Source organism: Rhodopseudomonas palustris (genome assembly GCF_007005445.1).
Lineage (GTDB): Bacteria > Pseudomonadota > Alphaproteobacteria > Rhizobiales > Xanthobacteraceae > Rhodopseudomonas > Rhodopseudomonas palustris_G.
Genome location: NZ_CP041387.1, coordinates 2903842 through 2929063, shown reverse-complemented (window position 1 = coordinate 2929063; position 25222 = coordinate 2903842). Strand labels below are relative to the sequence as shown.

The window sequence follows — 25222 nt, the reverse complement described above, 5'->3', positions numbered from 1 at the left end:
GTATTCGTGCAGCGTCGCGGTTCGTTGTCGCCGCGAGTGATGCGCCGGTTCAGTACAAGATGCAGGTCCGATGTCGCGGTCGTGGTGGTTTCACCGTCTTGGCGCCCGAATCGCGATGGCAGTGCTAGACGGGAAAGATGAAGCCCGTAAGGGGCGGGATGAAGGAGAGCGGGATGCGTGGATTGCTGGGGACGGTGGTTGCCGTGCTGATCGGCCTCTTTGCACTGGGCGCGTCGGCCCATGCCGACGAGGGACGGATCACGCTGACGATCTACAAGGGCGGCTGGGTGATCGGCGGTTCCGGCGGCTCGGGCACGCTGAGCTTCCGCGGTAAGCGCTATCCGCTGTCGATCGGCGGGCTGTCCTACGGTCTGGTGTTCGGCGGCTCGAAGGCGCAGCTCGCCGGCCGGGTCAGCAACATCCGCTCGCCGCGCGACGTCGCAGGTGTGTACGGCGCGGTCGGGGCCGGCGCGGCGGTCGGGATCGGCGCCCGCGCCATCGTGCTGCGCAACGAGAAGGGCGCAGTGCTCGAACTGAGCGGCTCGCAGGTCGGGCTGATCGCCGACCTCGATCTGTCCGGCCTCGCGATCGGGCTCAAATAGTCCGGCCACGGCGCGCTCCCGAACGACTGCGCCGCGACGGCAGCTTGCGGCGCTCGGTGCGCGGGCCGCAATGCCCGCACGGAGCCGGCGCGCCGAACAGCTCGGCCAGCCGCGCATCCTGCTGCGCGATCGCGTCGTACAACGCGAACACCTCCGCGGCGCGCGGTGTGCCGATGATGTCGTCGCGCGCATTGCGCTCGCCGCCAGCCGGTCGAGGCCGTCCGCGAGGCTGGCATCCTGCACCATCACCCACGGCCCTCGCGGCGATGAAGTGATGCAGCCGCACGACGACGCGGTCGGACACACTGGTGCCGTCGCCCCAGCGCTCGCAGATCAGGTAGATCTCCGCGCCGTGTTCGGCAATATGGCCGACCGTCCACCACACCATGTAAGCCGCGACCGCGGCGTCCGCCGTTGAAATCGTGCCCCAGACACGGCGGCTGATTTGGCCGCAGCAATCGCAGCGGCCCGTGACCTGATCGCCGTCCGGAATGACCAGCAGCGCGTCTGGTTTGGTGGTTATGCCTTCCTCCGGACTCATCACGACAGCTCATCCTGTCGGGGGCGGGGAGGGCGGCGCCCTGCTGCGCCGACGCTGCGCGAGAGCCTAGAACGACACCGCATCGACACCTCCCCTGCGCAGCCCGGCCCATCGTTACGCAATTCCTGGTTGCAGAATGTTCCTGATATGTTCGTGTTCGTCAAGCGCCTTCGTCGCGGCGAAAGCCGAATACCGGTGGCGCCGCGCCCGCACCCTGTGAGCCTGCCTTGCTTGCCTCGCCCGGCGTTGCTGGCTACAGCAAGTCGCAATCACAAGCGGGTAGGACGTCCTTCTCATGAGCGACAGAGTCATCATCGCCGGCGGCGGCATTGGCGGGCTTGCGGCGGCGTTGACGCTGCATCAGATCGGCGTGCCTTGCGTCGTCTATGAGGCGGCGCGCGAGATGCGGCCGCTCGGCGTCGGCATCAATCTGCAGCCGAACGCGGTGCGCGAACTGCTCGACCTCGGCATCACGGAAGCCGACCTCGATCGCGTCGGCCTGCCGGCGAAGGAATGGGCGCTGGTCGGGCTCAACGGCAACGACATCTATGCGGAGCCGCGCGGCGAGGCCGCCGGCTATCGCTGGCCGCAATATGCGGTGCATCGCGGCCGCTTCCACATGCTGCTGCACGCCCGCGTGGTCGAGCGGCTCGGCGCCGACGCCGTCCAGCTCGGCCGCCGCGTCACCTCCTATCGCAAGACCGCGGATGGCGTCGTGGCGACGCTGGAGCATGCCGATGGCGGCAGCTCGGAAGTGACCGGCGCGCTGCTGATCGGCGCCGACGGCATTCACTCCGCGGTGCGGGCGCAGATGCATCCGAACCAGCCGCCGATCCATTGGGGCGGCGCGGTGATGTGGCGCGGCACCACCTGGGGCAAGCCGACCCGCAGCGGCGCTTCGTTCATCGGCCTCGGCACCCATCGCCACCGTGTGGTGATCTATCCGATCTCGCACCCGGATCCCGCGACCGGGCTGTCGATGCTGAACTGGATCGCCGAAGTCACGCTCGACAATGCCGACGGCTGGAAGCAGCAGGGCTGGTTCCGGCAGGTGCCGACCTCCGAGTTCGCGCATCATTTCGACGGCTGGGTGTGGGATTGGCTCGACGTGCCGGCGATGATCCGCGAGGCCGACTCCGCCTACGAGAATCCGATGATCGACCGCGATCCGGTTAGCACCTGGCGCGACGGCCCGGTGCTGCTGATCGGCGATGCGGCGCACGCGATGTATCCGACCGGCTCCAACGGCGGCACCCAGGCGATCGTCGATGCGCGCGAACTCGGCGCTGCGATGGTCGCGCATGGAGCCACCGAAGCGGCGTTGGCGGCGTTCGACGCCAAGCTGTGCGGCCCGATCTCGCAGCTGATCCTGCGCAATCGCGGCGCCGGCCCGTTCGGCCTGCTCAACCTGGTCGACGAGCGCTGCGGCGGCACCTTCGACAACATCGACGACGTGATCCCGCCAGCCGAGCGCGCCGCCTTCATGGCCGGCTACAAGGCCGCCGCGGGCTTCGCGATCGATCACCTCAACGCCGCGCCGCCGACGATTGCGCCCGGTGCGCGGGTGAAGGTGCCGGCGGTGGCGTAAGCTGCCGCGCGAACGGACTCAGCCTTCGCGGGCGCGATCGTCCGGCGTGCGATCATCGTTTGCGGCCGGCGGCGCGGACGTCACTGCCGTCGGCTGCGCCATCTTGCGCCGGACGCGGCTGTTGATCCGAAACAGCGTGTGCACCTTGCCATCGGCGGTGGCGCAGCCGCCGCGCATGTTCGGAAGTATCAACGTCGCTTCGCTCATCGCATCTCTCCATTCGCTGTGATGCGATACTAATCGCGACGACAATTGTCTGGTTCGCGTCAGCGTCTGGTTATCGTTAACCGAACGTTATTGCCGCGAGTGGCCATCCAGACCGGCATTGGCCGGTGTGCCCGAGCCCAAGCGGCGCGCGTTCGCGAGCGAATCCGCAAGTGTTGCCGTGGCTCAGTCGCCCCAATTGATCACGCAGCCGTCGGTTTCCGGCGAGCAGCGCGTGATCGAGGCGACATGGAAATACTCCGGCCCCTGCGTGCCGGTCACCGTCACTTTGGTGGCGAGATAGGGTCGCAGCGTCGGTTCATCGTGAAACAACTTGCCGTCGACTGCGACGCGGTGGTCGCTGTCGTCGAATTGCTGCAGGTAGTAGATCGGCGTCTCGCTTCTCGAGCCGATCGCGGCGAGCTTGGCGAACAGAAAACCATGCAGGGTTTCGACCTCGGATGCGGTCATGACAAACGTCCTCCGCTGTGAGTTCGCGCGCGAGCTTAGTCCGCCGTCTTCGCGCAGCATTGATTGAGCACAATCATCAGGTGGCGGGTGCGCCTGTTGCACCTCCGCAATGTGATTGGAATCATGAATAGTGAAGTGTCTGTGATCCAGATCGGTGCGCGCTAATCCGCGGCTTCGGGCGCAGCCCATTTCAGGTCGTCCAGCTCGGCCGGAGGGCGATCGATCTTCAGGAGTCTGCCGCCGCAGATGGTCTCGGCCGCGGTGTCGCGCGCGAGGCGGGCCAGCGGCTGTTCCGCGACCTGATCGGTGACGACGAATGTCGTGCGGCCGCTGGCGTGCAGGGAGCGCCATCGTGCGTTGCTGATCCAGTCCCGGGGATGCAGCGCTCCGTCCACCTGAACGAGATTGTGGCGGCGGCCGGTGCCCTCGAACACGATCTTGGCCGGCCAATATTCGGCGACGATGGTCGAGCCAGGGCGATCGGCCGCGTCGATGCAGGCGATCTCGTCGCGGTAGGTCGATAGCGTCGCGGTCGGCTTCAGGCTGACTACCAGCACGGCAGCGCCGACACTCGCGGTCGCGGCCGCCAGCAGCGCCGCCTCGCGCCGCGGCGGCACCGCGCGCACGACCTCGAGAAACAGCACCAGCGAGACCGGTACCAGGATCGTCAGGTAGCGGAACCCGTATCGGTCCTTGATCAGGCCGCCGGCCGCCAGGGCCGCACTCGTCGCGACCAGCGCCACGTAGAGGATCAGGCTGCGCCGCGACAGCGTGCCGCGAAGTCGCAGGATCAGCACCAGGACGGTCGGCACCACCATCAGGCCGATCATCCGCGACACGACCTGCCCGGTGCCGAGCTCGGCCTTGATCGCGGCGTTCGCCTCGATATGCACGCCGAGCGAGGGGTTCAGCAGATACGAGGCGACGAACACCGCGCCGGACAGCGATCCGACCGCGGCGACCAGCGGCAGCAGCGCCAGCGATCGCGACAGCAGCAGGGACGCGCCCAGCATCGCACCGAAATAGAACGCGAAGTAGAAATCCGAGGCGGTCAGCAGCGCGACTGCCAGCAGCGTCGCCGTCAGGTGATTCCTGAGCATCCTGAAATCGTCGTCGCAGGCCACGACGGCCAGCACCGTGGCGCAGATCGCCGCGAGACCGTGATAGTTCAGGATGAACAGCGGCTGGACGGCGAAATATCCGAACGGATGGAGCGCAGCGCCACACAGCAGGACGATGAACGCGGCACCGATCGCGAACTGCAGCATCGTCCGGTCGAACCGCCGGCCTTGCGTCCGCGAAAGCCAGACCGACAGCGCGGCACCGAGCAGGACGATCTGGACCGGCGCGGCGACCAGATAATAGACGCGCGGGTTCTGCACCAACGCCGCGAACGGCAGCGCGATCAAAAGGTCGGGCACGGTGAACGGGATCGCCGAGAACGTCCAGCCGCGCAGCGAGCCGAGCTGGATCAGGTCCTTCGCCTGCGAATAGACGTACAACGCATCCGCATTGTAGCCGGTCGCAAGCGTCACCGCGAACGACAGACCCACGAGCACCAGCAGCGCAGCGACAAGGCGGGTGCCGGGCGTGAGCGCCGGTCTCTCGACGAGGGACGGTCTCGGAGCGAGGGCAGGCACGCGGCGTCTCCCGGCAGTGTCGATCGGCGGTGGACCGGTGTGCCACGATGCGCGGCGGCGCGCCAGCGGGCGCAGACACGGCACGCCGGACGCCGCGCGCGCCGGCCTCACCGGGCGACCGGCCGCGATTTGACCGCGCTCCGCGGTCCACTATAGTCCGCCCGCTTCAAATCTGCGGAGATCTGGCAGCCTCCGCGCGACCCCCGGGACCAGTTCGATGACCTTTGCACCGCCGCGCGACGTGACGCTGAACGACTGCTACTTCTACCACACCGTCGAGCTGCCGGAGCTCGGGCTGATTCCGGGCGAATGGGACATCCGCGGCCGCGAGGCGGACTATGTCGGCGGCATCGATCTCAGCGGCAAGCGCGTGCTGGAGATCGGCTCGGCGAGCGGCCATCTGTGCTTCTGGATGGAGAAACAGGGCGCCGAGGTGGTGGCCTACGATCTCGACGACAAGCACGAATGGGACATCGTGCCCTACAAGAAGGCGGAGGTCGCCGCTGTGATCGAGCAGCGCAAGCAGCATCTGCGGCGCATCAACAATTCCTGGTGGCTGTCGCACCAGAAGTACCAGTCGCGTGCCAAGATGGCCTACGGCTCGGTCTACAATGTCGACGACAGCCTCGGCGATTTCGACATCGTGACGGTCAAGAACATGCTGCTGCACCTGCGCGATCCGTTCCTGGCGCTGCACCGCGCCGCCGAGCGCTGCCGCGACCGCATCGTCGTCACCGAACTGACCAAGCCGTTCTTTTTCTGGAACCAGGAGCCGATCGAGCCGCCGTCCGGCCAGCTCTATCTGCAATTCCTGCCGCGGGCCGACCGGCTCGAGCCGATCGAGTCCTGGTGGTTCCTGCCGACTGCGACGATCATCGAGATTCTGAAGATCCTCGGCTTCGAGACCATCACCACCAACCTGCACCATCAAACCTTCCGCGACGGCCAGTCGGTGGAGTTCTGCACCATCGTCGGCCAGCGCTGAGCCGGCCGCGCGGAACGCAGGCCAAGCTGCCGCGGCGCCTCCGCCGGGCACGGCGAACGCCGTGGTCCGGCATGGCGTCGTGTCGACGGGCGCGCGTCCGATCCGGCGCGCCCGGGTCAGCACGGCGACGGCCTGCGACCTTCGGCGATCGTGCGCTCAGATCAATGCTGGGGCCTGCGGCCTTGCTAGGCTGCCGCCGCTGTCTTGAACTGGAGGTTGTCATGATCGCGCGTCGTCGTCTTGCTGGTTTGGCTGTCGCAATGCCCGCGCTTGCCGCGGCGGTGCTGGCGCCGCCGTCCGCGGCGCGCGCCGGCGACGGCCTCGATCCGTATGCGCCGCTCTTGGTCGAACTGCCGGGCTGGAAAGCCGGCAAGCTCGGCGGCATGGCGATGCAGGACGGCGGCAGCCGGATCGTGGTGGTGCAGCGCGGCTACGCGCGCGGCGAGATCCATGTCAGCGTCCAGCTCCTCGCCGGCGCGCCGGCACAAAGCCGGCTGGCGGCCGGCGGCACCGGGATGAAGACCGAAGCCAGCCACGGCCCGGCCAGCACCACCACCATCGACGGCTTCAAGGTGACGCGGACGTTCCAGGCCAGCGACAAGTCCGGCACCATCCTGATCGCGCTCGGCCCCGCCGCTGCGCTATCGCTGTCGTTCAAGGGGCTCGGCGAAGACGAAGCGCTGGCGACCGCGAAAGGCTTCGACTGGAAAGCGATGCGGGCGGCGGTGAAGTAGCGGAGAGGCGATCGTAGGGCGGAATAGCGAAGCGCAATCCGCCATCTGCGCCCGAGGTGGCCGATGCCGAACTATCGTCGTGCCTTCGTTCCGGGCGGATGCTGGTTCTTCACCGTCACTCTGCTCGAACGCCGCAACACGCTGCTGGTCGATCACATCGCGATTCTGCGCGACGCGGTCGCACGCACGCGGGAGCGCTTTCCGTTCGAGATCGACGCCGTCGTGGTGCTTCCGGATCATCTTCACGCGGTGTGGACTCTGCCGCACGGCGATGCCGATTTTTCGACCCGCTGGCGACTGATCAAGACGCGTTTCGCAAAGGAATTGCCCAAAGCGGAGCGGCTGAGCGCGGTCCGCGCCAGGCGGGGCGAACGCGGCATCTGGCAGCGCCGGTTCTGGGAGCACTTGATCCGCGACGAGGCGGACTACGTCCGGCACGTCGAGTACTGCATGATCAGCCCGGTGAAGCATGGGCTGGTTAGCCGTGTGCAGGATTGGCCGTATTCGTCGTTCCATCGCGACGTCCGACGCGGGGTGTTTCCGCTCGACTGGGCGGGTGATGCCAGTGTCGAAGGTGAGTTCGGCGAAGCCTAGCGTCGCTTGACCGTAGCGCGGGTCAGCCAAAGGCGTAACCCGCCGGTGGCAACGGTGTTCTCATTGAGGGAGTGACAGATTACGCTTCGCTCATCCGCCAACCGGCCGGGAGATCGAGGATGGAATTCGACACCGACAAGATCGACGACGCGACTCTGGCGCTGCTGTATCTGACGCTGCATGACCGAACCCGCGCCTGGAAAGGCCACGACTGGGACACCCTCGACCGGCTGCACGACAAGGGTCTGATCGGAAACCCGGCCGGTAAGGTGAAGTCGGTCGTCTTCACCGACCAAGGCCTCACGCGCGCCAAACAGCTATTCGAGACGATGTTTGCGAAGAAGAAAACGTAACGCCGACGTGTGACCGTAGGGCGGGGTAGCCGAAGGCGTAGCCCGCCGAGCGGCGGCTGGGCTTGCGTCCAAGTGGCGGCGGATTACGCTTCGCTAATCCGCCCTACGGGCTGAACTGCTGGTCGCCCGATCACGTCGGGCGATGCCGAGCAGCGCGGCGCGAGCGCACCGCCTCATCCCATTCTCCGATCCACACTGTCAAACAGCCACGGCCAATCGCTCTCGCGGCTCGATGAGCCCGAGTTTTGCGCCCGTCGCTATCGCGGCGAGGGGCGGGGGCGCGCCGTGCGGCGCTAAGGGTGGATCTTGTCGCGAGGGCTTGCGATCCCTCGCGCAACGCCTCACGGCGCGCCCACCGCGGCGATCTTTGGGCCGAAGGACCGTTCTTCCGGGACACAGCGAGCTTGCGGGCTTTCCCCGGCCTCCACTGTACCCGTCCAGCCTCTGAAGCGGCGGCCGCTCGTAGTAGCGGCGGACGGTGACCCTCGGCCTCCCGGGCCACGTGGCTGCGAACCACGCGACGCAGGACGCCGCCCCTCTCCCCGCCTCAAGACGCCTCCGGAGGCGCCCCTCGATGGGAGAGGTGATGTGTATTTATTCCTATTAAGCCTGCTTGTCAACGTTGATTTTTGCCGCTTGGCGGCGGGCGCATTTCCACTGCGCGTTTCGAGCCCGGTCGCCGCCCACGCCCTGCGTGAGTTGGTATCAATCCTGCGGCAAACGCTAGAAGTCCCCATGGACGTGGCAATCATACCATCACGGGAGCAGATCGATAGGATCGAACAAGCAAAGGCGCAGTTGCAGGCGCTTGGGTTCAAGGACCACCAGATGCAGCGAGTAGCCCGCGTGAGCGCAGCGATACGCGGGGTTGAACGAACGCAGGAGTCCCGGGTATCGCTTCGCTCACCCGGGCGACGCTTGCTGCATGATCAACCCGGTGAAGCATGGGCTGGTTAGCCGTGTGCAGGATTGGCCGCATTCCTCGTTTCATCGTGTGGTACGACGCGGGGTGTTTCCGCTCGACTGGTCGGGTGATGCCAGTGTCGAAGGTGAGTTCGGCGAAGCCTAGCGTCGCTTGACCTTAGGGCGAGGTTGGCCGAATGCGCAACCCGCCGAGCGGTGCGGGAGTTTGCATCGACGGAATTGCGGATTGCGCGACGCAAGTCCGCCATAGGGGCTAAAGGGTTTACAGAGCAGAGGGGCGGGGTATGCCTGATCAAGATCTGAAGTATTTGTTTTCGGTTGAGCTAAGCGAACGAGAATGTGGGCTAATCGGTCTTGTCGTGACCCAATGGGGAGCGATGGAATACGAGATCTTTCATCAGACACTGCGCTCCTTTGATGAAGAGGACAATTCTGAACTTCCTAAAGCGATGAACAATGTGAAATTCTCTCAAGTGCTAGACCTGTGGAAGGAGAAAGTCGTTGAAGTCTCAGCTCCCGAACGGCGGGATGTCCTTCGAAAGCAGTTATCTCAAATCAAACACCTATTGGATTATCGAAATGCGCTGGTCCACGGGATGCTGAAGTGGAATGCCGACGATTTGGATCGAATCACTGCAATTAGAGTGCGAAAGAAGGAAATTCTCAGCGTTCATTTTACCGCAGAAGATCTGTTCGACTTCCAGCAGCAGCTCGCGTCAATCAATTATTTCATTCGCTATCCTTTGGGATTGATTGATCGAGCTGCTGAACTTGAAAAAGTCGGCGGCTATGTTAGCCGGGCGGGGGCCGCTATGTTGGCCGGGCACGCTTTACTAGATCAGCTTCAACCGGGACTTCGGGCCGCGAGGAAAGGGGGGCGAGGACTAATCCCGGGACTGCTGGGCAGGGCTCGAAACTGGATGTCGAGAATCTCGCCACGTCGAAAGGGTCTCTGACCAGCGGTGGCTCGGCTTGCGTTCGTGTGCGGCGGATTGCGCTCCACTAACCCGCCTACGGGCTAAATTATTGACTTGCAAACAAATGATGCAATTCACCGACGACTAGAAAATGGGCTACTGGGTAGGCGATGAGGTATCCAATTACATATGGAGCAAGTATCGATCGATCAAGGGGATATCCAAGGCTCTTTGCATGAATCAGGTTGTAGGCAAGCTACGCGTTAATCTGCGTTACGGGTGGGGGGCGAGAGGTCGGCAACCAGTACTTCGAGAATTTCCAATGTTCCCTTGTCCGATGGACCTTTGAAGTTCTTGACCTTAGCAAGTGCACGCTGTGCCGTCTCGCGTAGCCGCTCCTTCTTCTCGGGAGTGTCGCAGACGCTGGCAGCGTTCTCTAACGCCAGAGCTGCATGGTAGAAGACAAACGGTTGTTCTGAGAAGAAGCGCTCGCGCAACCAGTCAATGTCCGCGACCCTGGGCGTCATTTGCATCATTGTAACGGCTGCCAGCCGACTTCCGGCGGAAGCGGAGCCCTTGTAGGCATCCATATATTCCACAAGGCTGGGGGCTAGAGCTCGCATTTTCACAACGACGCGGGTCATTGCTCTTGTGCGCTCTGAGCCGGATGGCAAAGTCCGTCTGATAGAATCGTATTCCAAGCAAAGCCGATCCAATTCAGCTAAGAGCGTCTGCGGGTCGATTTCTTGGGTTTGAATCGCGATCCTTTCAGCCGCTTCAATCTGTCGAGCTGTTACCTTGCCCATTTGGTCGGCGCCGATTTCAATTTCAGCTTTTGCGACGCGGTCGAGTTCAATAGCTACGCCCGCCGCCGATGCTTTCTTCACTCGGTCGATGAAGGTAGGAACTCTGCCAAAGGTCTGCTTGAGTTCCTTCCGGAAAATGAGTGCCACGATGAGAAAAGCCATCGGCCATGCCATTGCGGCAACCAATGAAGCAACTGCTGTAATGAGCTTCGCGAGACTATCCATGGCGTGCCCGTGGAGATAGTTTGACAGGGGATGGTTCAGGCAAGACGTTGGATTGTATATAATACCTAGGATGAACTAGTGTGGCCGGGCTAATCGAGACTATGTTGCGCGGGCGAGCTGCAGCCTGTACCCGGGCGGATTAGCGCAGCGTAATCCGCCGGCTGCTTGTGCATAGGAGGCGGGTTACGCCTTCGGTTAACCCGCCCTACAGGTATTATGAACAAGCCGGGCTTTCGCCCGGCCGTTTCGTTTCGATGGTTGCCCGGGTCGAGCCCGGGCATGACGTTATCCTTGAGGAACGCCCGCTGCCTTACGACAGCGCCTTGTTGCTCTCTTTCACCTTGTCGGCGTCGAGATACACGCTGCTTCCCATTTCTTTGAACTTGGCGCTCATCTGGGCCATGCCGTCTTCGATGGTGCCGGAGATGGTCATGCCGGCGTGGCCGACCGGGTAGAGGGCGGCTTTCTCGTTGTCCCCGAGGCCGGCGGCGTAGTCGCGGACGTCCTGGGTGATCTTCATCGAGCAGAACTTCGGGCCGCACATCGAGCAGAAATGCGCGACCTTGTGGGCGTCCTTGGGCAGGGTCTCGTCGTGGAAGGCCTGCGCCGTGTCCGGATCGAGGCCGAGGTTGAACTGATCCTGCCAGCGGAATTCGAAACGGGCGCGGGACAGCGCGTCGTCGCGCAGTTGCGCGGCGGGGTGGCCCTTGGCGAGGTCGGCGGCGTGGGCGGCGATCTTGTAGGTGATCACGCCGGTCTTGACGTCGTTGCGGTCGGGCAGGCCGAGATGTTCCTTCGGCGTGACGTAGCACAGCATCGCGCAGCCGAACCAGCCGATCATCGCGGCGCCGATGCCGCTGGTGATGTGGTCGTAGCCCGGCGCGATGTCGGTGGTCAGCGGGCCGAGGGTATAGAACGGTGCCTCGCCGCACTCCTTGAGTTGCTTGTCCATGTTGATCTTGATCTTGTGCATCGGCACGTGGCCGGGGCCTTCGATCATCACCTGGCAGCCCTTGTCCCAGGCGATCTTGGTGAGCTCGCCGAGCGTCTCCAGTTCGGCGAACTGGGCGCGGTCGTTGGCGTCGGCGATCGAGCCCGGCCGCAGGCCGTCGCCGAGTGAGAACGACACGTCGTATTTGCGCATCAGGTCGCAGATCTCGTCGAAATGCGTGTAGAGGAAGCTCTCCTTGTGATGCGCCAGGCACCACTTCGCCATGATCGAGCCGCCGCGCGACACGATGCCGGTGACTCGGCTGGCGGTGAGGTGGATGTATTGCAGCCGCACGCCGGCGTGGATGGTGAAGTAATCGACGCCCTGTTCGGCCTGCTCGATCAGCGTGTCCTTGTACAGCTCCCAGGTGAGCTTGACCGGATCGCCTTCGCACTTCTCCAGCGCCTGATAGATCGGCACGGTGCCGATCGGCACCGGCGAGTTGCGCAAAATCCATTCCCGGGTGGTGTGGATGTTGCGCCCCGTGGAGAGGTCCATCACGGTGTCGGCGCCCCAGCGGATCGCCCACACCATCTTGTCGACTTCCTCCTCGACCGACGAGGTCACCGCCGAGTTGCCGATATTGGCATTGATCTTGGTGAGGAAGTTGCGGCCGATGATCATCGGCTCGAGTTCGCCGTGGTTGATGTTGGCCGGGATGATCGCGCGTCCACGCGCAATTTCATCGCGGACGAATTCCGGGGTGATGAACGCCGGCACCGCGGCGCCGAACGATTCACCGTCGGCGAGCGCCGCCTCGGCGCGTTCGAGCTGCTGCTTGCGCCCCAAATTCTCGCGCTCGGCGACGTAGATCATCTCCTTGGTGATGATCCCAGCGCGGGCGAATTCGTACTGGGTGATCGGCGCATCGCCGACGCCACGCAGCGGCTGGTGATGCGCGGTGAAGGCTTTCGCCGCATGGGCGGCGCCGACATTGCCGTTGTCTTCCGGCTTGATGTCGCGGCCTTCGTATTGCTCGACGCCGCCGCGCTCCTTGACCCATTCGGTGCGCGGGCGCGGCAGGCCCTTGTTGACGTCGATGATCACGTTCGGATCGGTATAGGGGCCGGAGGTGTCGTACACCGGCAGGTTTGGCTCGCCAGCGCCTTCGCTCAGGATGATCTCGCGCAGCGGCACGCGCAGATCCGGCGCGCTTACCGGCGTGGCGTAGATCTTCTTGGAGGAGGGCAGGGCGCCGGTGGTGACGGCCGCGCGGGTGGTCTCGGGATTGGAGCGGATATTCATGCCATCCTCCTGTTATCGGTTGTTATTCGGGCCGCTTGATTGGTCCGTCATTGCGAGGAGCGTAGCGACGAAGCAATCCAGGAGCTCAGTGCGCCGGACTCTGGATTGCTTCGCTTCGCTCGCAATGACGGAGAGAGTCCGTCATCAAAGTCACGCCTTCTCGGCGACGAAATCGAGCCAGGCGCGGACGCGGGCGTCTGGATCGGGGTTTTGCGTCACGTCGCTGACCACCGCGATCGAGTCGGCGCCGGCGGCGAAGATTTCTTCGGCCTGCTCCAGCTTGATGCCGCCGATCGCGACCAGCGGGATGTTGCCGACGCGCTTCTTCCATTCGGTGATCTTCGGAATGCCCTGCGGGGCAAACCGCATCGATTTCAGCGTGGTCGGGAAGATCGGGCCGAGCGCGATGTAGTCCGGCTCGGCGGCGAGCGCGGTTTCGAGTTCGGCGTCGTCGTGGGTGGAGAGGCCGAGCGTCAGCCCGGCGCTGCGGATCTCGGCGAGGTCCGCTTCGGCGAGGTCTTCCTGGCCGAGATGCAGATGCTGGGCGCCGGCGACGATCGCGGCGCGCCAGTAGTCGTTGATGATCAGCTTGACGCTGGTGTCCTTCACCGCCGCGAGCGCGTCGGTGACGAGCTGCAGCGCAGCGCCGTCGTCGAGGTCCTTGGCGCGGAGCTGCACGGTGCCGACGCCGAGCGCGGCGAGGCGTTTGACCCACGCGATGCTGTCGACGACGGGATAGAAACGGTCAGGATACGGCATGCCAGAACGGTGTCCCGATCACAGGGGTGGAGGGCGAAGCGAAATCGCGGGCGCCCATCAGCCCCGCTTCGTAACCAGTGCGGCCGGCTTCGACCGCGAGCTTGAAGCCGCGCGCCATCGCCACCGGGTCTTCGGCCTTGGCGATCGCGGTATTGAGCAGCACGGCGTCGTAGCCGAGTTCCATCGCCTCGGCGGCGTGGCTCGGCGCGCCGAGGCCGGCGTCGACCACCAGCGTGATATCCGGCAGGCGGTCGCGCAGCAGCTTCAACGCGTCGCGACTGACGATGCCGCGCGCGCTGCCGATCGGCGCCGCCCACGGCATGATCACCCGGCAGCCGGCATCGACCAGCCGCATCGCCACCGACAGATCCTCGGTGCAATAGGGAAACACCTCGAAGCCGTCCTTGATCAGGATTTGCGCGGCTTCGACCAGGCCGACCACGTCCGGCTGCAGCGTGTCGTTGTCGGCGATCACTTCGAGCTTGATCCAGCTCGTGCCGAACAATTCGCGCGCCAGCTTGGCGGTGGTCACCGCATCGCGCACGCCGCGGCAGCCGGCGGTGTTCGGCAGCACGGTGACGCCGAGTTCGCGGATTAGCGACCAGAACTGATCGCCGGCCTTGCCGCCCGCCGTCTCGCGCCGCAGCGACACCGTGACGATCTCGGCGCCCGACTCGCGGATCGAGTCCTGCATGATCGCCGGCGACGGATACAGCGCGCTGCCGATCAGCAGCCGGGAGCCGAATTCGCGGTCGTAGAATTTCACCATGACGCATCTCCAGTGCCGCGGCGCGCTCCCTCTCCCCGCGTGCGGGGAGAGGGCTGGGGTGAGGGGGCGGTTCGGCGAGTTCGAGCCTCTCGGCCGCGCGGAGGCGCCCCCTCACCCGAACGCTTCGCTGCGCTCAGCATTCGACCTCTCCCCGCGCGCGGGGAGAGGTGAGTAGCAGCGCTGCGACTCGCCGACCCCCACCCCCACCCCCGACCCCTCCCCGCAAGGGGGAGGGGAGTGGAGGCGCTGCGGCGCGTAGCGTGTATCACCGCCATCCTCATCCCCACCACAGTCGTCATCCCCGCGAAGGCGGGGATCCAGTATCGCAGAGTGTTCGCGGCTGAACGCCGGCGCTCTGGGATACTGGGTCGCCCGGTCGAGCCGGGCGATGACGTCGATATCCGGGGCGAGGCCATCCTCATCCCCCCTGCCGCGGCGTCAGGATCTCGATTTCGTCGCCGGCGGTGACGGGGGTTTCGTCCCATTTGCCGCGGGGGACGACGTCGTAATTGAGCGCGACGGCGAAGTGGCCGCCGGTGCAGTCGAGCTCGGCCATCAGCGCGGCGACGCTGGCGGACTGGATCTCGCGCTGTTCGCCGTTGATGGTCACAAGCATCGCATCACCTGATTGTCGATCTCGCCGCGCTCGACATAGGCCACCACCTTCTCGGCCAGCGACGGCGCCATCAGGAAACCGTGGCGATACAGGCCGTTGGTGGCGACGCGGCGGTTGCCGATGGCGATCCGCGGCAGGTTGTCGGGGAAGGCGGGACGCAGCCCGGCACCGAGTTCGACGATATGGGCTTCGCCGAACGCCGGATGCACCGCGTAAGCCGCGCTGAGCAGTTCCAGCGCCGAGCGCACCATCACCAGCTCGTCTTCGCTTTCGACGGTGGTGGCGCCGAGCATGAAGTGATTGTTCTGGCGCGGGATGACGTAGAGCGGCCAGCGCGGGTGCATCAGCCGCACCGGGCGCGACAACTGTACCTCGGCGGTCTTGATCACCACCATCTCGCCCTTGACGCCGCGCAGCTCCGGCGCCTTGTCGCGGGCCGCGAGGCCGCGGCAGTCGATCACCAGACCGTCGAGATCTTCCGGCGTCATTTCAGACTCGAAATGGATGGCGCCGCCGGCCTCGATCAGCCGCTCGTGCAGCCGCGCCAGCACCAGCCGCGGCTCGACATGGCCTTCGTCGGGGAAGAACAGGCCTTCGCGGAACCGGCCGGCCAGCGCCGGCTCCAGCTCGGCGATGCCGTCGGCGTCGACGCGCTGATGGCCGGTGGTCATCTTGGCGAAACGCTCGAAATCGGCGCGGTCGCGCGGATGCGCCACCACCAGCGAACCGTTGAACACCGCGTCCGGGAATTCCTTGCGCCACATCTCGAGCGAGCGCATGCCGATCTGGCTGACCATCGGCTCGGCGCCCTCGGCCTCGCAATACGGCGCCAGCATGCCGCCCGCCCAATGGCTGGTGGCCTGTGTCATCTCGTTGTCGCCGCGCTCGTACAGACTGACCTTGCGGCCGGCGCGCGCCAGCAGCAGCGCCTGCCAGGCCCCGGCAATGCCGGCCCCGATCACCGACACCGGCGCGTCCTTGCGCAGGTCCGGCTTCTCGCTGCGCAGCGCTGCGGCGGTCAACGCCGAAGATACTGAAGCCGAAGCTACCGAAGCCAAAGCGGAAAGATTGGCGGATTCGGCCCCGCCACGGCCTTCGACTGTCTGATGCATCCCTGTCCCTTCGCCGGCATGACCCGGATCAGGTTCAAAGGGTCACCGCGGTCTCTGTGCCTCGCGAATCGAAGCGGCGAGCGTGCGGTATCTCAGCTCCTCGTCGGAGCCCCCCTCGGAACGGGCTCAATGTAGGCGGATGAATCCCGCTGTCAACGTGCCTTTGGTGCAGGGCTGCGCGCCGCCCGTCCGCCCGCGGAATTGGAACGATTCGCCGTGCAGCCGCCGTCACGCGGCGCTGCGGTCCGGCTTCTGGCGAGGCAGGGTGATACGGGCGGTCAGGCCGTTCGGCGTGCGGTTGTGCAGCGACAGCTCGCCGCGATGACCGCGGGCGATCGCACGGGCGATCGACAGGCCGAGCCCGAACGAGGAATTGTCGTCCATGTTGCGGGCGTCGTCGCCGCGCACGAACGGCTGCAGCGCGCTGTCCTTGTCGGCGTCGGCGATACCCGGCCCGTCGTCCTCGACTTCGATGGTGATCGTATCCTGCGTCAGCGCCAGCCGGATCGTCACCTCGGTGCCGAACCGCACCGCGTTCTCGACCAGGTTCGTCACCGCGCGATGCAGATCGCCGGGCCGCGCCATCGCCATCGCGTGCTCGGGGCCCTGATACGCGACCTTGGCGCCGATGTCGGTAAACTGGTCGGCGATCAGTTGCATCGCGCTGGCGAGATCGATCAGGGTCGGCGCGTCGCGGGTGGCGCCGTCGCGCAGGAAGGTCAGCACGGCCGTCAGCATCGTGCCCATCTGGTCGAGGTCGTGCAGCGTCTGGGTGCGCTGGTGTTCGTCCTCGATGAATTCGGCGCGCAGCCGCATCCGGGTGATCGGGGTGCGCAGATCGTGGCTGATCGCCGCCAGCATCCGGGTGCGATCCTCGATCAACGTGGTGATGCGCCCGCGCATCCGGTTCAGCGCCCGCGCCAGCGAGCGGATCTCGGCGGGGCCGCGCTCCGGCAGCGGCGCGTCCGAACTGTCCAGGCTGAAATTCTCCGCCGCCGCGGCGAAGCTCGACAGCGGCGCCGCCAGGGTGCGGGCCGCCCACAGCCCGAGCAGCGCCAGGCTGACCACGCCGATCAGCAGCGAGGCCATCCACGGGTTGCCCCATGGCGGCCGGCGCCGCTCCGGCGGCATCCGGGCGCCGATTGCGGCGCCGTCGGGCAGGGTGATCACCACCTTGCCGTCCCCGAGCGAGGCGACCCGGTAGTTCGGGCCGAGCCGCCAGCCCAGTTCGGCGATGTCGTGCGGCGGCCATTGCCGCTCGTCGGCATCGGCGGGCGGCGACGCTGCGGCGGTGAGCTCGAGCCGGGGAAAGGCGGCGGCGATGGTGGCGATCAGATGCGGCCGGTCCGCCGCGGCGCTGCGCCCGATCAGTTGCGCCAGCGCGTGCAGTTGCTGCGGCTCGGCCGGTGAGGGCATCGGCCGGTCCGGCCGGTTGACGAAGAACACCACCGCGATGATCAGGTGGCTGGCGATGATCGACGCCAGCACCAGAATGGCGATCTGGCCGCGAACGCCCTCGAGCCCGAGACCGAATTTGAGTGCCGCCAGCCGCCTGGGCGCGCTCATGTCGATTCGACCATCGGAGTGAACACGTAGCCGCCGGCCCGCACCGTTTTGATCAGCGTCGCCTCGCGCGGATCGGGCTCGATTTTGCGCCGGATCCGGCTGATCAGCACGTCGATCGAGCGCTCGAAGGCGCCGACGTTGCGGCCGTGGGTGAGATCGAGCAGGGCCTCGCGCGACAGCACCCGGCCGGCGCGTTCGCACAGCGCCTGCAGCAGATCGAATTCGGCGCTGGTCATCGCCACCAGCGCGCCGTCGGGATTGCGCAACTCGCGACGCCGGCAGTCCATCCGCCAACCGAGAAAGCCGAGCGTGGTGGCGCCGGGCGCCGCGCTGGCGGTGACCGCGCTGGCCTGACGGCGCAGCACCGAGCGGATCCGCGCCAGCAGTTCGCGCGGATTGAACGGCTTCGGCAGGTAGTCGTCGGCGCCCATCTCCAGGCCGAGGATGCGGTCGACATCGTCGCCGCGCGCCGTCAGCATGATGATCGGCAATTGCGAATTCGCGCGGATCTTGCGGCACAGGCTGAGGCCGTCTTCGCCCGGCAGCATCACGTCGAGCACGACGAGATCGACCCGATGGTCGGCGATCCAGCGCTCCATCTCGCGGCCGTCGGCGGCGGTGGCGACGTTGCAGTTGTTGCTGCGCAGATACTTCGCGATCAGCGCGCGGGTCTCGCGATCGTCCTCGACCACGAGAATGGATGGCGGTGTGCTGCTCATGCCGGGGTTTTGCGATGTTTCGGGGCGGCTTGCCGAAGAATCTTGTTTCAGTTTGTTTCTGAACGCCAGTCCGCAAAATCCCGCAACCAACCGGGCGGAGCGCCGGAATATCTCGTTAATTGATTAACCATAGCGTCGGTCGTGATCAAAGCCTGGAGTTTCTCATGACCTCCATCTCCTCCGCTGCCTCCGGCAGCTATCTGTCCCCGCTTCAGATGCTCCAGAAGGAGCTCGCCTCCGAAGTCTCCGCCGGCACCGTCAATTCGACCGATGCGGACGCATTGTCGACGGCGCTGCAGGACATCGATACGGCGTTACAGAGCAACCGCGCCAGCGGCAGTGCCGGCTCTCCGCCGAGCGACATGAAGTCCAAGATCGACGACCTGATCGCGGCCGAAGTCTCCAACGGCACGCTGACCTCCGATCAGGCCGCCGAATTGCAGAGCCTGTTCCAGAACACCTTCGCCGGCGGTGCGACCGGCGGCGCTGGCGGACCGCCGCCGCCGCCGCCGCCCGACGATTCCTCCGGTTCGGTGTCCTCGGTCTCGTCGAGCGGCTCGTCGTCATCGAGCTCCGACGTCAGCGAGGTGCTGAAGGAGTTCCTCAAGCTGCTGCAGGAGCAGCAATCGTCGTCGACCGCCAGCAGCTACGGCGCCAGCGGCAATGCGACCAGTTCCTCCTCGTTCTCGGCGCTGCTGATCAACTACCAGGTCTGACCTGCGACCAATTGGATCTACCCGACTGTGTGACGCCGTCGGTTCAAGCGCATCTCTTCCGTCCGCGGAGGAGGTGCGCTTTCTCTTTGAGGCGGACGCTTGGCGACGCGCGTCGTTGCGACGCATCGGTCTACGCAGGATTGTCCGGGAACCCGGCCATGAGGGAACCCGGCGCCCGCCGCGAACTAATCGATTGGTACGCAGCGGTGCGCGAAAAAACAGTTCGATTGCGGGAACGCAGTGTGGTGTCCGCGGTTCTGTAGGCACCATTCACAACCAAGAGGGCACAATCCGATGAAAGCCAAGACGATGATCGCCGGCCTGCTGGGCACCACCCTGCTCGCGACCGCCGCTTACGCGCAGAATCCGGCGCCGGCTGACAACACCAACACCATGGCCAAGCCGTCGGCCGCGGCCACCGGCGCCTCGCAGCAGCACATGGGGCAGTGGCGCGCGTCGAAGCTGATGGGCGTCAACGTGTACAACCAGGGCAACGAGAAGCTCGGCGACATCAGCGAACTGCTGATCGATAACCAGGGGCGCATCCAGGGCGTGGTGATCGGCGTCGGCGGCTTCCTCGGCGTCGGCCAGCGCGACGTCGCCGTGGCGTTCGACAAGTTGCAGTGGGTGAACACCCCGGTCTCGTCCAACACTGCGGCCAATACCCAGACCGCGCCGGCCGGTTCGGCCACCTCGACCGCGTCTCCGGCCGGCACCACCACCGGTGCGGCGGGCTCGACGTCGGCCACGGCGAGCAACGCGGATCGCTGGTATCCGGACCACGCCGTGCTGAACGCCACCAAGGATCAGCTCACCGCGATGCCCGAGTTCAAGTATTCGAGGTAAGCGACGCAGGCTGAAAGCCTCGTCACGCGAACGCCGCCGGTTTTCCCGGCGGCGTTCGTGCGCGTGGGTGAGTGCGCGTCATCGTCCGATTGCAGCGAACTGAACCGCTTCACGACACAAGCTTCACGACACTGGATCAGCGCGGTGCCGGCTGCGGCAGCTCCGGTGGTTTGAGCCGGGTCACCTTGACTTCGAGGATGCCGTTAGCCTCGGCGGTGATCCGCAGCATGTTTGAATCGAACACCAGGTCCGACAGCCGCAGGCTGGAGATCTCCGAGGAAATTCTCATGCCGTCCTCGTTGCGCTGATAGCTGGCGATCATGTTGCCGATCCGGCGCTGCACGTTGGACGATTCCGGCTTCAGGTCGATCACCGCCTTGTCGGCGATCGCTCTTTCCAGATACGGTACCGCGGCGCGGGCGGTGTCGCCGAGCAGCCCGAACGCGGCTTCGGATTCGACGGCGAGCTGGATGTCCGACAGCCGCAAGGTCTGCTCTTCCTGGTCGAGTGTCGGACGGCCCCAGATGTGCAGCGTCGCCTCGGTGCCGAAGCCGAAGAAGCTGCGGTTCTCCTTCGCGTCGACCAGCAGGGAGATCAGCAGCCGGTCGCCGCTGGCGGCGAGCTTGGCACGCTTCACCGTGATTGCGGCGCGGCTGTCGCCTTCCGGGAAGGTCTTGCCGACGAATTGCGCTTCGAGAATGCGGTCGAGCTCCTGGAACGGGATGTCGATCGGCACCGCGACTTTGACGCCCGCGGTGTCCGGCGCGACCATCTGCAGCGCTGGCGGGAACGGGCATTGCGGCTTGGTGGGGCCGGCGGTGATGCGGGTATCGGCGACGATGCCCAGCGTCAGCGTCGCCGCCGAGGCGTCGACCTGCGGTTGCGCCGCCAGCGCCCGGGTCGGGCGGATCTCCAGGAAGAAGCCGTTCGGCACGCCGGCGCCTTGCAGCGCCACCGAGCGGCACAGCCGGTCCCATTCGCGGCGCGCGCTGCGCTCCAGCGCGCTGTCGTCGCGGATCTGCCGCTCCAGCCGGCCGAGCTGGTCGGCGATCGCCTTGTCGATCACCGGCTTGACCTGCTGCGGCACGTCGATGCGGACGCCGCCGACCGACACGCCGGAATCCGACAGCACCACTTCGGCGTCGAGATGCGGATCGACGTGCCAGTTCGGCAGCACCTCCGGCCTGGCGCTGATCGCGATCGTACCCTTGATGTCGCCATTGGCATTGAACGACTTGATGTTGACCCCGATCTGCTTGGCGACCTTCGTGCCGAGCAGCCGGCCGAGCGTGTCGTCGACTTTGGATTGGGTGCTGGCGGACAGCGAGCCCTTGGCATTCACTGTGCCGTTGAGTGGCGAGGTGATCGTGAGCTGATCCCTGGCGCCGCGCACCGTCACCGCGCCGCGCGTCGCGGTCCAGTGGATATCTGCGTTCTGCACATACTGGGACAGCGGGTTGTCGGCTTTGCCGGAGAAGCTGCGCGGTGCGACCGCATCGACCAGATCGCGGATGGTGCCGAGCGGCACCGATACCGGCACCACCACGGTCGACTGCCGGATCGGCGGCAGTGGCGGCAGCGCCTGCAGGCTCGGCGGCGAGATGGCGCGCGGCGCCAGCCAGTCGAACGCCTTCAGCGTGACAGTGAAAGAGATCGCGACGATCGCGAGTGCTACCAATCCAAACTTGACGAAACGCATCGATACCCCGGGTCGGAACGGCCGGGACAATACAGGCCGGGGGCGGGGGGCGCCAGCGGCGCCAGATGCGTTGGCCGCCAGGCCGTGGAAAGGCCTGCGAACCGCCGCGATATCGCCGGTAACGGCGCCCCGGATGCGGCGGAGTGTTGCCGAACATTACAGCCGAATGGGCCCGTCGGGCTCGCAGCCCAGTGCACCGCCGCGTTGTGCCCAAAGACTGCACACCGACTCCGCGCTGACCGGCCCTTCGACCACCAGGCACTGGTCCGGCGCCCGATAGAACCGGCAGGAGCCGCAGCGCCGTCCGGAGGTCGCGGTCGCGACGAAGCGAGCGTCCTGCTGCGATGATTTTCGCGGGATCATCTCCGAACACCCGGCTGACGGCTGCGCCCGGCCGGTCGTGGTGGCAGTGCAGGTCGCTGCCAGCGTCAGGCCGGCGATTGCGAGCAGGCGCCGGCGCGTCAATAGGGCCGCGGAGTCGATCGGCTTGTCCATCACAGTCCTCCTTCGTCGCGGCGCACAGAGAGGATGAGCCGCGGTCAGGCAAACTGATAGTTCCGCCGTGCTGACGGTTAGCTGACAACCTCCGCGGTAAGCGGCGATAGACGCCTGACGCAGATACGCGCGGCCTCCGACGAGACCGCGCGTCTTGAATGAACGAATCGCTTACCGCAGTGACGACTCAGCCGCGGCGTCCGGTGCCGGCATCGGCGGCGCGGCGGTTGTCGGGCAGCACGATCACCTTGGCACCGACGCCGACCCGCGCATACAGATCCTTGACGTCCTCATTGGTCAGCCGGATGCAGCCGGACGAGACGTGGGTGCCGATCGTCGACGGCGCGTTGGTGCCGTGGATGCGATAGATGGAGCCGCCGAGATACATCGCGCGGGCGCCGAGCGGATTGCCCGGGCCGCCGGCCATGTGGCGCGGCAGATAGGGCTGGCGGGCGATCATTTCCGGCGGCGGCGTCCAATCCGGCCACTCCGCCTTTCTGGTGACCGACTTGACGCCCGACCAGGTGAAGCCATCGCGGCCGACCCCAATACCGTAGCGGATCGCGCGACCGCCACCGAGCACGTAATACAGATAGGTGTTCGGGGTATCGACGATGATGGTGCCCGGCGCCTCACGGCTCGGATAGGTGACGATCTGGCGCTTCAGCCGCGCTGGAAGCTCGGCGGCAGCCTCCCCGTCGTCCTGAGGCGCGGCCTGGGGCTGCGGTGCGGTCTGTTCGACCGGCGCGTAGGCCAGCGGCTGCATCGTCGCCGGCTGCGGCAGGAAGGGCAGGAACGGGAACGGCAGCGGCTGCGCCGCATTGGCGGGCGCGGCGATGGCAATGGTGCTGATCGCGACGATTGCGGCCGCGGCGGCACGGCTGGTTCGCGGAAAACGGATCATGGTCGGTCCCCCTGTGGGTGCTCTGGTCGTTCGCCTCGGCGCCTTTGCGGCGGCTTGTTGGCGCTATCAGTACCCCAGCATCCGTTTCCGGACGTTTTCGCCGGGCTGTGGATTTGGTTTCGTCGCAGTAGGGATTTGTTTCGCCTGTCGGCCCCGGCGGGGCTCCGCGGGGCGGCGTCCGTTTGATCAAGCGCAATTGAGAAAGTCCGCCTGCCCGATAAGCCAAGGCCCCCGCGCGGTGCGGGAGAACGGTCGGGGGAGTTTGCGACATGGCGACAGTGAAGTTTTTCGGCAACGAGGCGGTGCCGCTCGAGATGCACAAGGTGCGGATCGTGCAGAAGCTCAGCCTGCCGCCGGTCGAGCGCCGGCTGGAGAAGATTACCGAGGCCGGCAACAACACTTTCCTGCTCAAGAACGACGACGTCTTCCTCGACATGCTGACGGATTCCGGTGTCAACGCGATGAGCGACCGCCAGCAGGCCGCGATGCTGACCGCCGACGACAGCTACGCCGGCAGCGCCACCTACACCCGGCTCGAAGACAAGCTGCGCGAGATCTTCGGCATGCACTACTTCCTGCCGACCCATCAGGGCCGCGCCTGCGAGCATATCCTCGCCAAGGTGTTCGTCACGCCCGGCAAGGTCGTGCCGATGAACTATCACTTCACCACCACCAAGGCGCATATCGTGCTGCAGGGCGGCACGGTGGAGGAGCTGGTGACCGATGCCGGGCTCGAAGTGACCAGCGCCAATCCGTTCAAAGGCAACATGGACATCGCCAAGCTGCGGGCGGTGATCGAGAAGGTCGGCGCCGCCAATGTCGGCTTCGTCCGGATGGAGAGCGGTACCAACCTGATCGGCGGCCAGCCGGTGTCGCTGCAGAATCTCGCCGACGTCAGCAACGTCTGCAAGGAGCACGGCATTCCGCTGGTGCTCGACGCCAGCCTGCTCGCCGACAATCTGTACTTCAACAAGACCCGCGAGGATCACTGCAAGGCGCTGTCGATCCGCGAGATCACCCGCCGCACCGCCGACCTGTGCGACATCATCTACTTCTCGGCGCGCAAGCTCGGCTGCGCCCGCGGCGGCGGGATCTGCATCCGCGACCGCGCGCTGTACGAAAAGATGCGGCCGCTGGTGCCGCTGTACGAGGGCTTCCTCACCTATGGCGGCATGTCGGTGCGCGAGATGGAAGCGCTCACCGTCGGCCTTGACGAGACCATGGACGAGGAGATGATCAACCAGGGGCCGCAGTTCATCGCCTATATGGTGGACCAGCTCGTCGAGCGCGGCGTTCCGGTGATCACGCCGGCCGGCGGCCTCGGTTGTCATATCGACGCCAAGCGCTTCGTCGACCACATCCCGCAGTCGCAATATCCGGCCGGCGCGCTGGCGGCGGCGCTGTACGTCGCCTCCGGCATCCGCGGCATGGAGCGCGGCACGCTGTCCGAGCAGCGCGAGCCCGACGGCAGCGAGATCTACGCCAACATGGAGTTGGTGCGCCTTGCCATGCCGCGCCGCGTGTTCACGCTGTCGCAGGTCAAATACGCGGTCGACCGCATCGCCTGGCTGTACGCCAACCGCAAGCTGATCGAGGGCCTGACCTTCATCGAGGAGCCGGAAGTGCTGCGGTTCTTCTACGGCCTGCTCAAGCCGGTGACCGACTGGCAGAACAAGCTGGTGGCGAAATTCCGCGAGGATTTCGGCGACAGCCTGTAATCGTCGCTGTTACTCGCGTCTTGCAGCACAAACGTCGTCATGCCCGCGCTTGTCGCGGGCATCCACGTCTTGGAGACCTGTCGGCGAGCAAGGCATGGATGGCCGGGACGATGCCCGGCCATGACGAGGGCGGCAAACCACGCTCGATTCAATTCGGTACGACGCCGCGTCTTCGGAACCAGCGATTCCTGAATGCGTTGCTCACGGGGGCAACATCAGGAGGCCAGCATGGCTGCGAAGAAAGCCACCAAGAAGACCACGACGCGCGGACGCAAGCAGGACCGGGCGCGCGTCGCCTCCGGCCAGGACTACGAAGTGCGCTACGAGGCCAACAAGACCGGCCGCTCCGCGCCCGCAGTGAAGAAGGCCGTCAAGAAGGTCGGCAACGCGCGCAAGAAGGTGGAGAAGCGGCTGGCAAAGAAGGGGTGATGCGCCGGCGTGCGGGTCGATCCCGGTGCTCCTCGCAATGAGTTAGCCAGGACG

At 65.8% G+C, this 25222-nt stretch carries 26 protein-coding genes, 1 pseudogene and 1 riboswitch; of the genes and pseudogenes, 12 read left to right on the top strand and 15 right to left on the bottom strand.

The genetic code is table 11. The features are described from left to right. Nucleotides 1-173: 173 nt before the first annotated feature. Nucleotides 174-602 (top strand): hypothetical protein, encoded by a 429-nt coding sequence (locus FLL57_RS13425; protein ID WP_080964239.1) that lies wholly within the window; start codon nucleotides 174-176, stop codon nucleotides 600-602. Here FLL57_RS13425 and FLL57_RS13420 read toward each other — a convergent pair. Beyond that, nucleotides 595-1143 (bottom strand): hypothetical protein, encoded by a 549-nt coding sequence (locus FLL57_RS13420; protein ID WP_235677138.1) that lies wholly within the window; start codon nucleotides 1141-1143, stop codon nucleotides 595-597. The two genes, FLL57_RS13425 and FLL57_RS13420, sit on opposite strands and share 8 nt — an antisense overlap. Nucleotides 1144-1438: 295 nt before the next feature. Between FLL57_RS13420 and FLL57_RS13415 the strand changes: the two genes are divergently transcribed. Continuing rightward, nucleotides 1439-2731, top strand: a complete 1293-nt coding sequence (locus tag FLL57_RS13415; RefSeq protein ID WP_142883140.1) for a flavin-dependent oxidoreductase — start codon at nucleotides 1439-1441, stop codon at nucleotides 2729-2731. 18 nt (nucleotides 2732-2749) lie between these two features. On the opposite strand, the gene FLL57_RS13410 is transcribed toward FLL57_RS13415, so the two are convergent. The 3 genes from FLL57_RS13410 to FLL57_RS13400 form a co-directional block, all read right to left on the bottom strand. Then, a complete protein-coding gene (locus FLL57_RS13410) occupies nucleotides 2750-2938 on the bottom strand; it encodes a hypothetical protein (RefSeq protein WP_047309809.1) in 189 nt (62 codons plus the stop codon). 183 nt (nucleotides 2939-3121) lie between these two features. Continuing rightward, nucleotides 3122-3406 carry a hypothetical protein gene (locus FLL57_RS13405; RefSeq protein ID WP_142883139.1) on the bottom strand — a complete coding sequence of 95 codons (285 nt, stop codon included), beginning with the start codon at nucleotides 3404-3406 and terminating at the stop codon, nucleotides 3122-3124. Nucleotides 3407-3567: 161 nt separating this feature from the next. After that, nucleotides 3568-5046, bottom strand: a complete 1479-nt coding sequence (locus FLL57_RS13400; RefSeq protein ID WP_142883138.1) for a hypothetical protein — start codon at nucleotides 5044-5046, stop codon at nucleotides 3568-3570. A 217-nt stretch (nucleotides 5047-5263) separates the two neighbouring features. Between FLL57_RS13400 and FLL57_RS13395 the strand changes: the two genes are divergently transcribed. The 6 genes and pseudogenes from FLL57_RS13395 (at nucleotide 5264) to FLL57_RS13370 (ending at nucleotide 9592) form a co-directional block, all read left to right on the top strand. Beyond that, entirely contained in the window at nucleotides 5264-6031 is a 768-nt protein-coding gene (locus tag FLL57_RS13395; RefSeq protein ID WP_013501529.1) for a class I SAM-dependent methyltransferase, read from the top strand. Nucleotides 6032-6291: 260 nt separating this feature from the next. Then, nucleotides 6292-6765 (top strand): hypothetical protein, encoded by a 474-nt coding sequence (locus FLL57_RS13390; RefSeq protein ID WP_235677137.1) that lies wholly within the window; start codon nucleotides 6292-6294, stop codon nucleotides 6763-6765. Nucleotides 6766-6828: 63 nt separating this feature from the next. Further along, entirely contained in the window at nucleotides 6829-7359 is a 531-nt protein-coding gene (locus FLL57_RS13385; RefSeq protein WP_142883136.1) for an REP-associated tyrosine transposase, read from the top strand. 119 nt (nucleotides 7360-7478) lie between these two features. Continuing rightward, the gene (locus FLL57_RS13380; RefSeq protein ID WP_013501532.1) at nucleotides 7479-7712 is read left to right on the top strand and encodes a DUF6429 family protein; all 234 of its coding nucleotides are present in this window, start codon (nucleotides 7479-7481) and stop codon (nucleotides 7710-7712) included. Nucleotides 7713-8634: 922 nt separating this feature from the next. Continuing rightward, nucleotides 8635-8781 (top strand): annotated as a pseudogene (locus FLL57_RS23555) (REP-associated tyrosine transposase); the annotation flags it as partial. Between the two features lie 139 nt (nucleotides 8782-8920). Next, nucleotides 8921-9592 carry a hypothetical protein gene (locus FLL57_RS13370; protein ID WP_185966141.1) on the top strand — a complete coding sequence of 224 codons (672 nt, stop codon included), beginning with the start codon at nucleotides 8921-8923 and terminating at the stop codon, nucleotides 9590-9592. 224 nt (nucleotides 9593-9816) lie between these two features. Here FLL57_RS13370 and FLL57_RS13365 read toward each other — a convergent pair whose 3' ends face one another. The 8 genes from FLL57_RS13365 to FLL57_RS13330 all read right to left on the bottom strand — a co-directional run bounded on the left by FLL57_RS13365 (nucleotide 9817) and on the right by FLL57_RS13330 (nucleotide 18361). After that, nucleotides 9817-10584, bottom strand: a complete 768-nt coding sequence (locus tag FLL57_RS13365) for a hypothetical protein (RefSeq protein WP_142883135.1) — start codon at nucleotides 10582-10584, stop codon at nucleotides 9817-9819. A gap of 310 nt (nucleotides 10585-10894) precedes the next feature. Continuing rightward, nucleotides 10895-12820 (bottom strand): phosphomethylpyrimidine synthase ThiC, encoded by a 1926-nt coding sequence (gene thiC, locus FLL57_RS13360; protein ID WP_142883134.1) that lies wholly within the window; start codon nucleotides 12818-12820, stop codon nucleotides 10895-10897. A gap of 150 nt (nucleotides 12821-12970) precedes the next feature. Continuing rightward, nucleotides 12971-13579, bottom strand: a complete 609-nt coding sequence (locus FLL57_RS13355) for a thiamine phosphate synthase (RefSeq protein ID WP_107345341.1) — start codon at nucleotides 13577-13579, stop codon at nucleotides 12971-12973. Continuing rightward, nucleotides 13566-14348, bottom strand: coding sequence for a thiazole synthase (locus tag FLL57_RS13350; RefSeq protein WP_142883133.1), 783 nt, complete (start codon nucleotides 14346-14348; stop codon nucleotides 13566-13568). Before FLL57_RS13350 ends, FLL57_RS13355 begins: the two co-directional genes overlap by 14 nt. 418 nt (nucleotides 14349-14766) lie before the next feature. Continuing rightward, nucleotides 14767-14964, bottom strand: a complete 198-nt coding sequence (thiS, locus tag FLL57_RS13345; RefSeq protein ID WP_047308032.1) for a sulfur carrier protein ThiS — start codon at nucleotides 14962-14964, stop codon at nucleotides 14767-14769. Further along, the gene (locus tag FLL57_RS13340) at nucleotides 14955-16076 is read right to left on the bottom strand and encodes an FAD-dependent oxidoreductase (protein WP_047308033.1); all 1122 of its coding nucleotides are present in this window, start codon (nucleotides 16074-16076) and stop codon (nucleotides 14955-14957) included. Before FLL57_RS13340 ends, thiS begins: the two co-directional genes overlap by 10 nt. After that, nucleotides 16065-16202: riboswitch (TPP riboswitch) on the bottom strand. Its footprint overlaps the gene before it by 12 nt. A gap of 102 nt (nucleotides 16203-16304) precedes the next feature. Continuing rightward, nucleotides 16305-17642, bottom strand: a complete 1338-nt coding sequence (locus FLL57_RS13335; RefSeq protein ID WP_142883132.1) for an ATP-binding protein — start codon at nucleotides 17640-17642, stop codon at nucleotides 16305-16307. Continuing rightward, nucleotides 17639-18361 carry a response regulator gene (locus FLL57_RS13330; RefSeq protein ID WP_047308035.1) on the bottom strand — a complete coding sequence of 241 codons (723 nt, stop codon included), beginning with the start codon at nucleotides 18359-18361 and terminating at the stop codon, nucleotides 17639-17641. The genes FLL57_RS13335 and FLL57_RS13330 overlap by 4 nt, the downstream gene beginning before the upstream one ends. Before the next feature lie 164 nt (nucleotides 18362-18525). On the opposite strand from FLL57_RS13330, the gene FLL57_RS13325 reads away from it, so the two are divergent. Beyond that, nucleotides 18526-19077: a hypothetical protein gene (locus FLL57_RS13325; RefSeq protein WP_047308036.1), complete on the top strand. Its 552-nt coding sequence runs from the start codon at nucleotides 18526-18528 to the stop codon at nucleotides 19075-19077. 294 nt (nucleotides 19078-19371) lie between these two features. After that, the gene (locus tag FLL57_RS13320; protein ID WP_013501546.1) at nucleotides 19372-19923 is read left to right on the top strand and encodes a PRC-barrel domain-containing protein; all 552 of its coding nucleotides are present in this window, start codon (nucleotides 19372-19374) and stop codon (nucleotides 19921-19923) included. A gap of 136 nt (nucleotides 19924-20059) precedes the next feature. On the opposite strand, the gene FLL57_RS13315 is transcribed toward FLL57_RS13320, so the two are convergent. From FLL57_RS13315 to FLL57_RS13305, 3 genes are all read right to left on the bottom strand, one after another. After that, a complete protein-coding gene (locus FLL57_RS13315) occupies nucleotides 20060-21622 on the bottom strand; it encodes a DUF4403 family protein (RefSeq protein ID WP_047308037.1) in 1563 nt (520 codons plus the stop codon). A 156-nt stretch (nucleotides 21623-21778) separates the two neighbouring features. Next, nucleotides 21779-22117, bottom strand: coding sequence for a hypothetical protein (locus tag FLL57_RS13310; RefSeq protein WP_013501548.1), 339 nt, complete (start codon nucleotides 22115-22117; stop codon nucleotides 21779-21781). 187 nt (nucleotides 22118-22304) lie between these two features. Next, nucleotides 22305-23021 carry a L,D-transpeptidase gene (locus FLL57_RS13305; protein ID WP_047308038.1) on the bottom strand — a complete coding sequence of 239 codons (717 nt, stop codon included), beginning with the start codon at nucleotides 23019-23021 and terminating at the stop codon, nucleotides 22305-22307. Nucleotides 23022-23290: 269 nt separating this feature from the next. On the opposite strand from FLL57_RS13305, the gene FLL57_RS13300 reads away from it, so the two are divergent. Then, entirely contained in the window at nucleotides 23291-24739 is a 1449-nt protein-coding gene (locus FLL57_RS13300) for a tryptophanase (protein ID WP_047308039.1), read from the top strand. Nucleotides 24740-24967: 228 nt separating this feature from the next. Then, nucleotides 24968-25168 (top strand): DUF3606 domain-containing protein, encoded by a 201-nt coding sequence (locus FLL57_RS13295; RefSeq protein ID WP_013501551.1) that lies wholly within the window; start codon nucleotides 24968-24970, stop codon nucleotides 25166-25168. The last annotated feature ends 54 nt before the right edge of the window (nucleotides 25169-25222 follow it).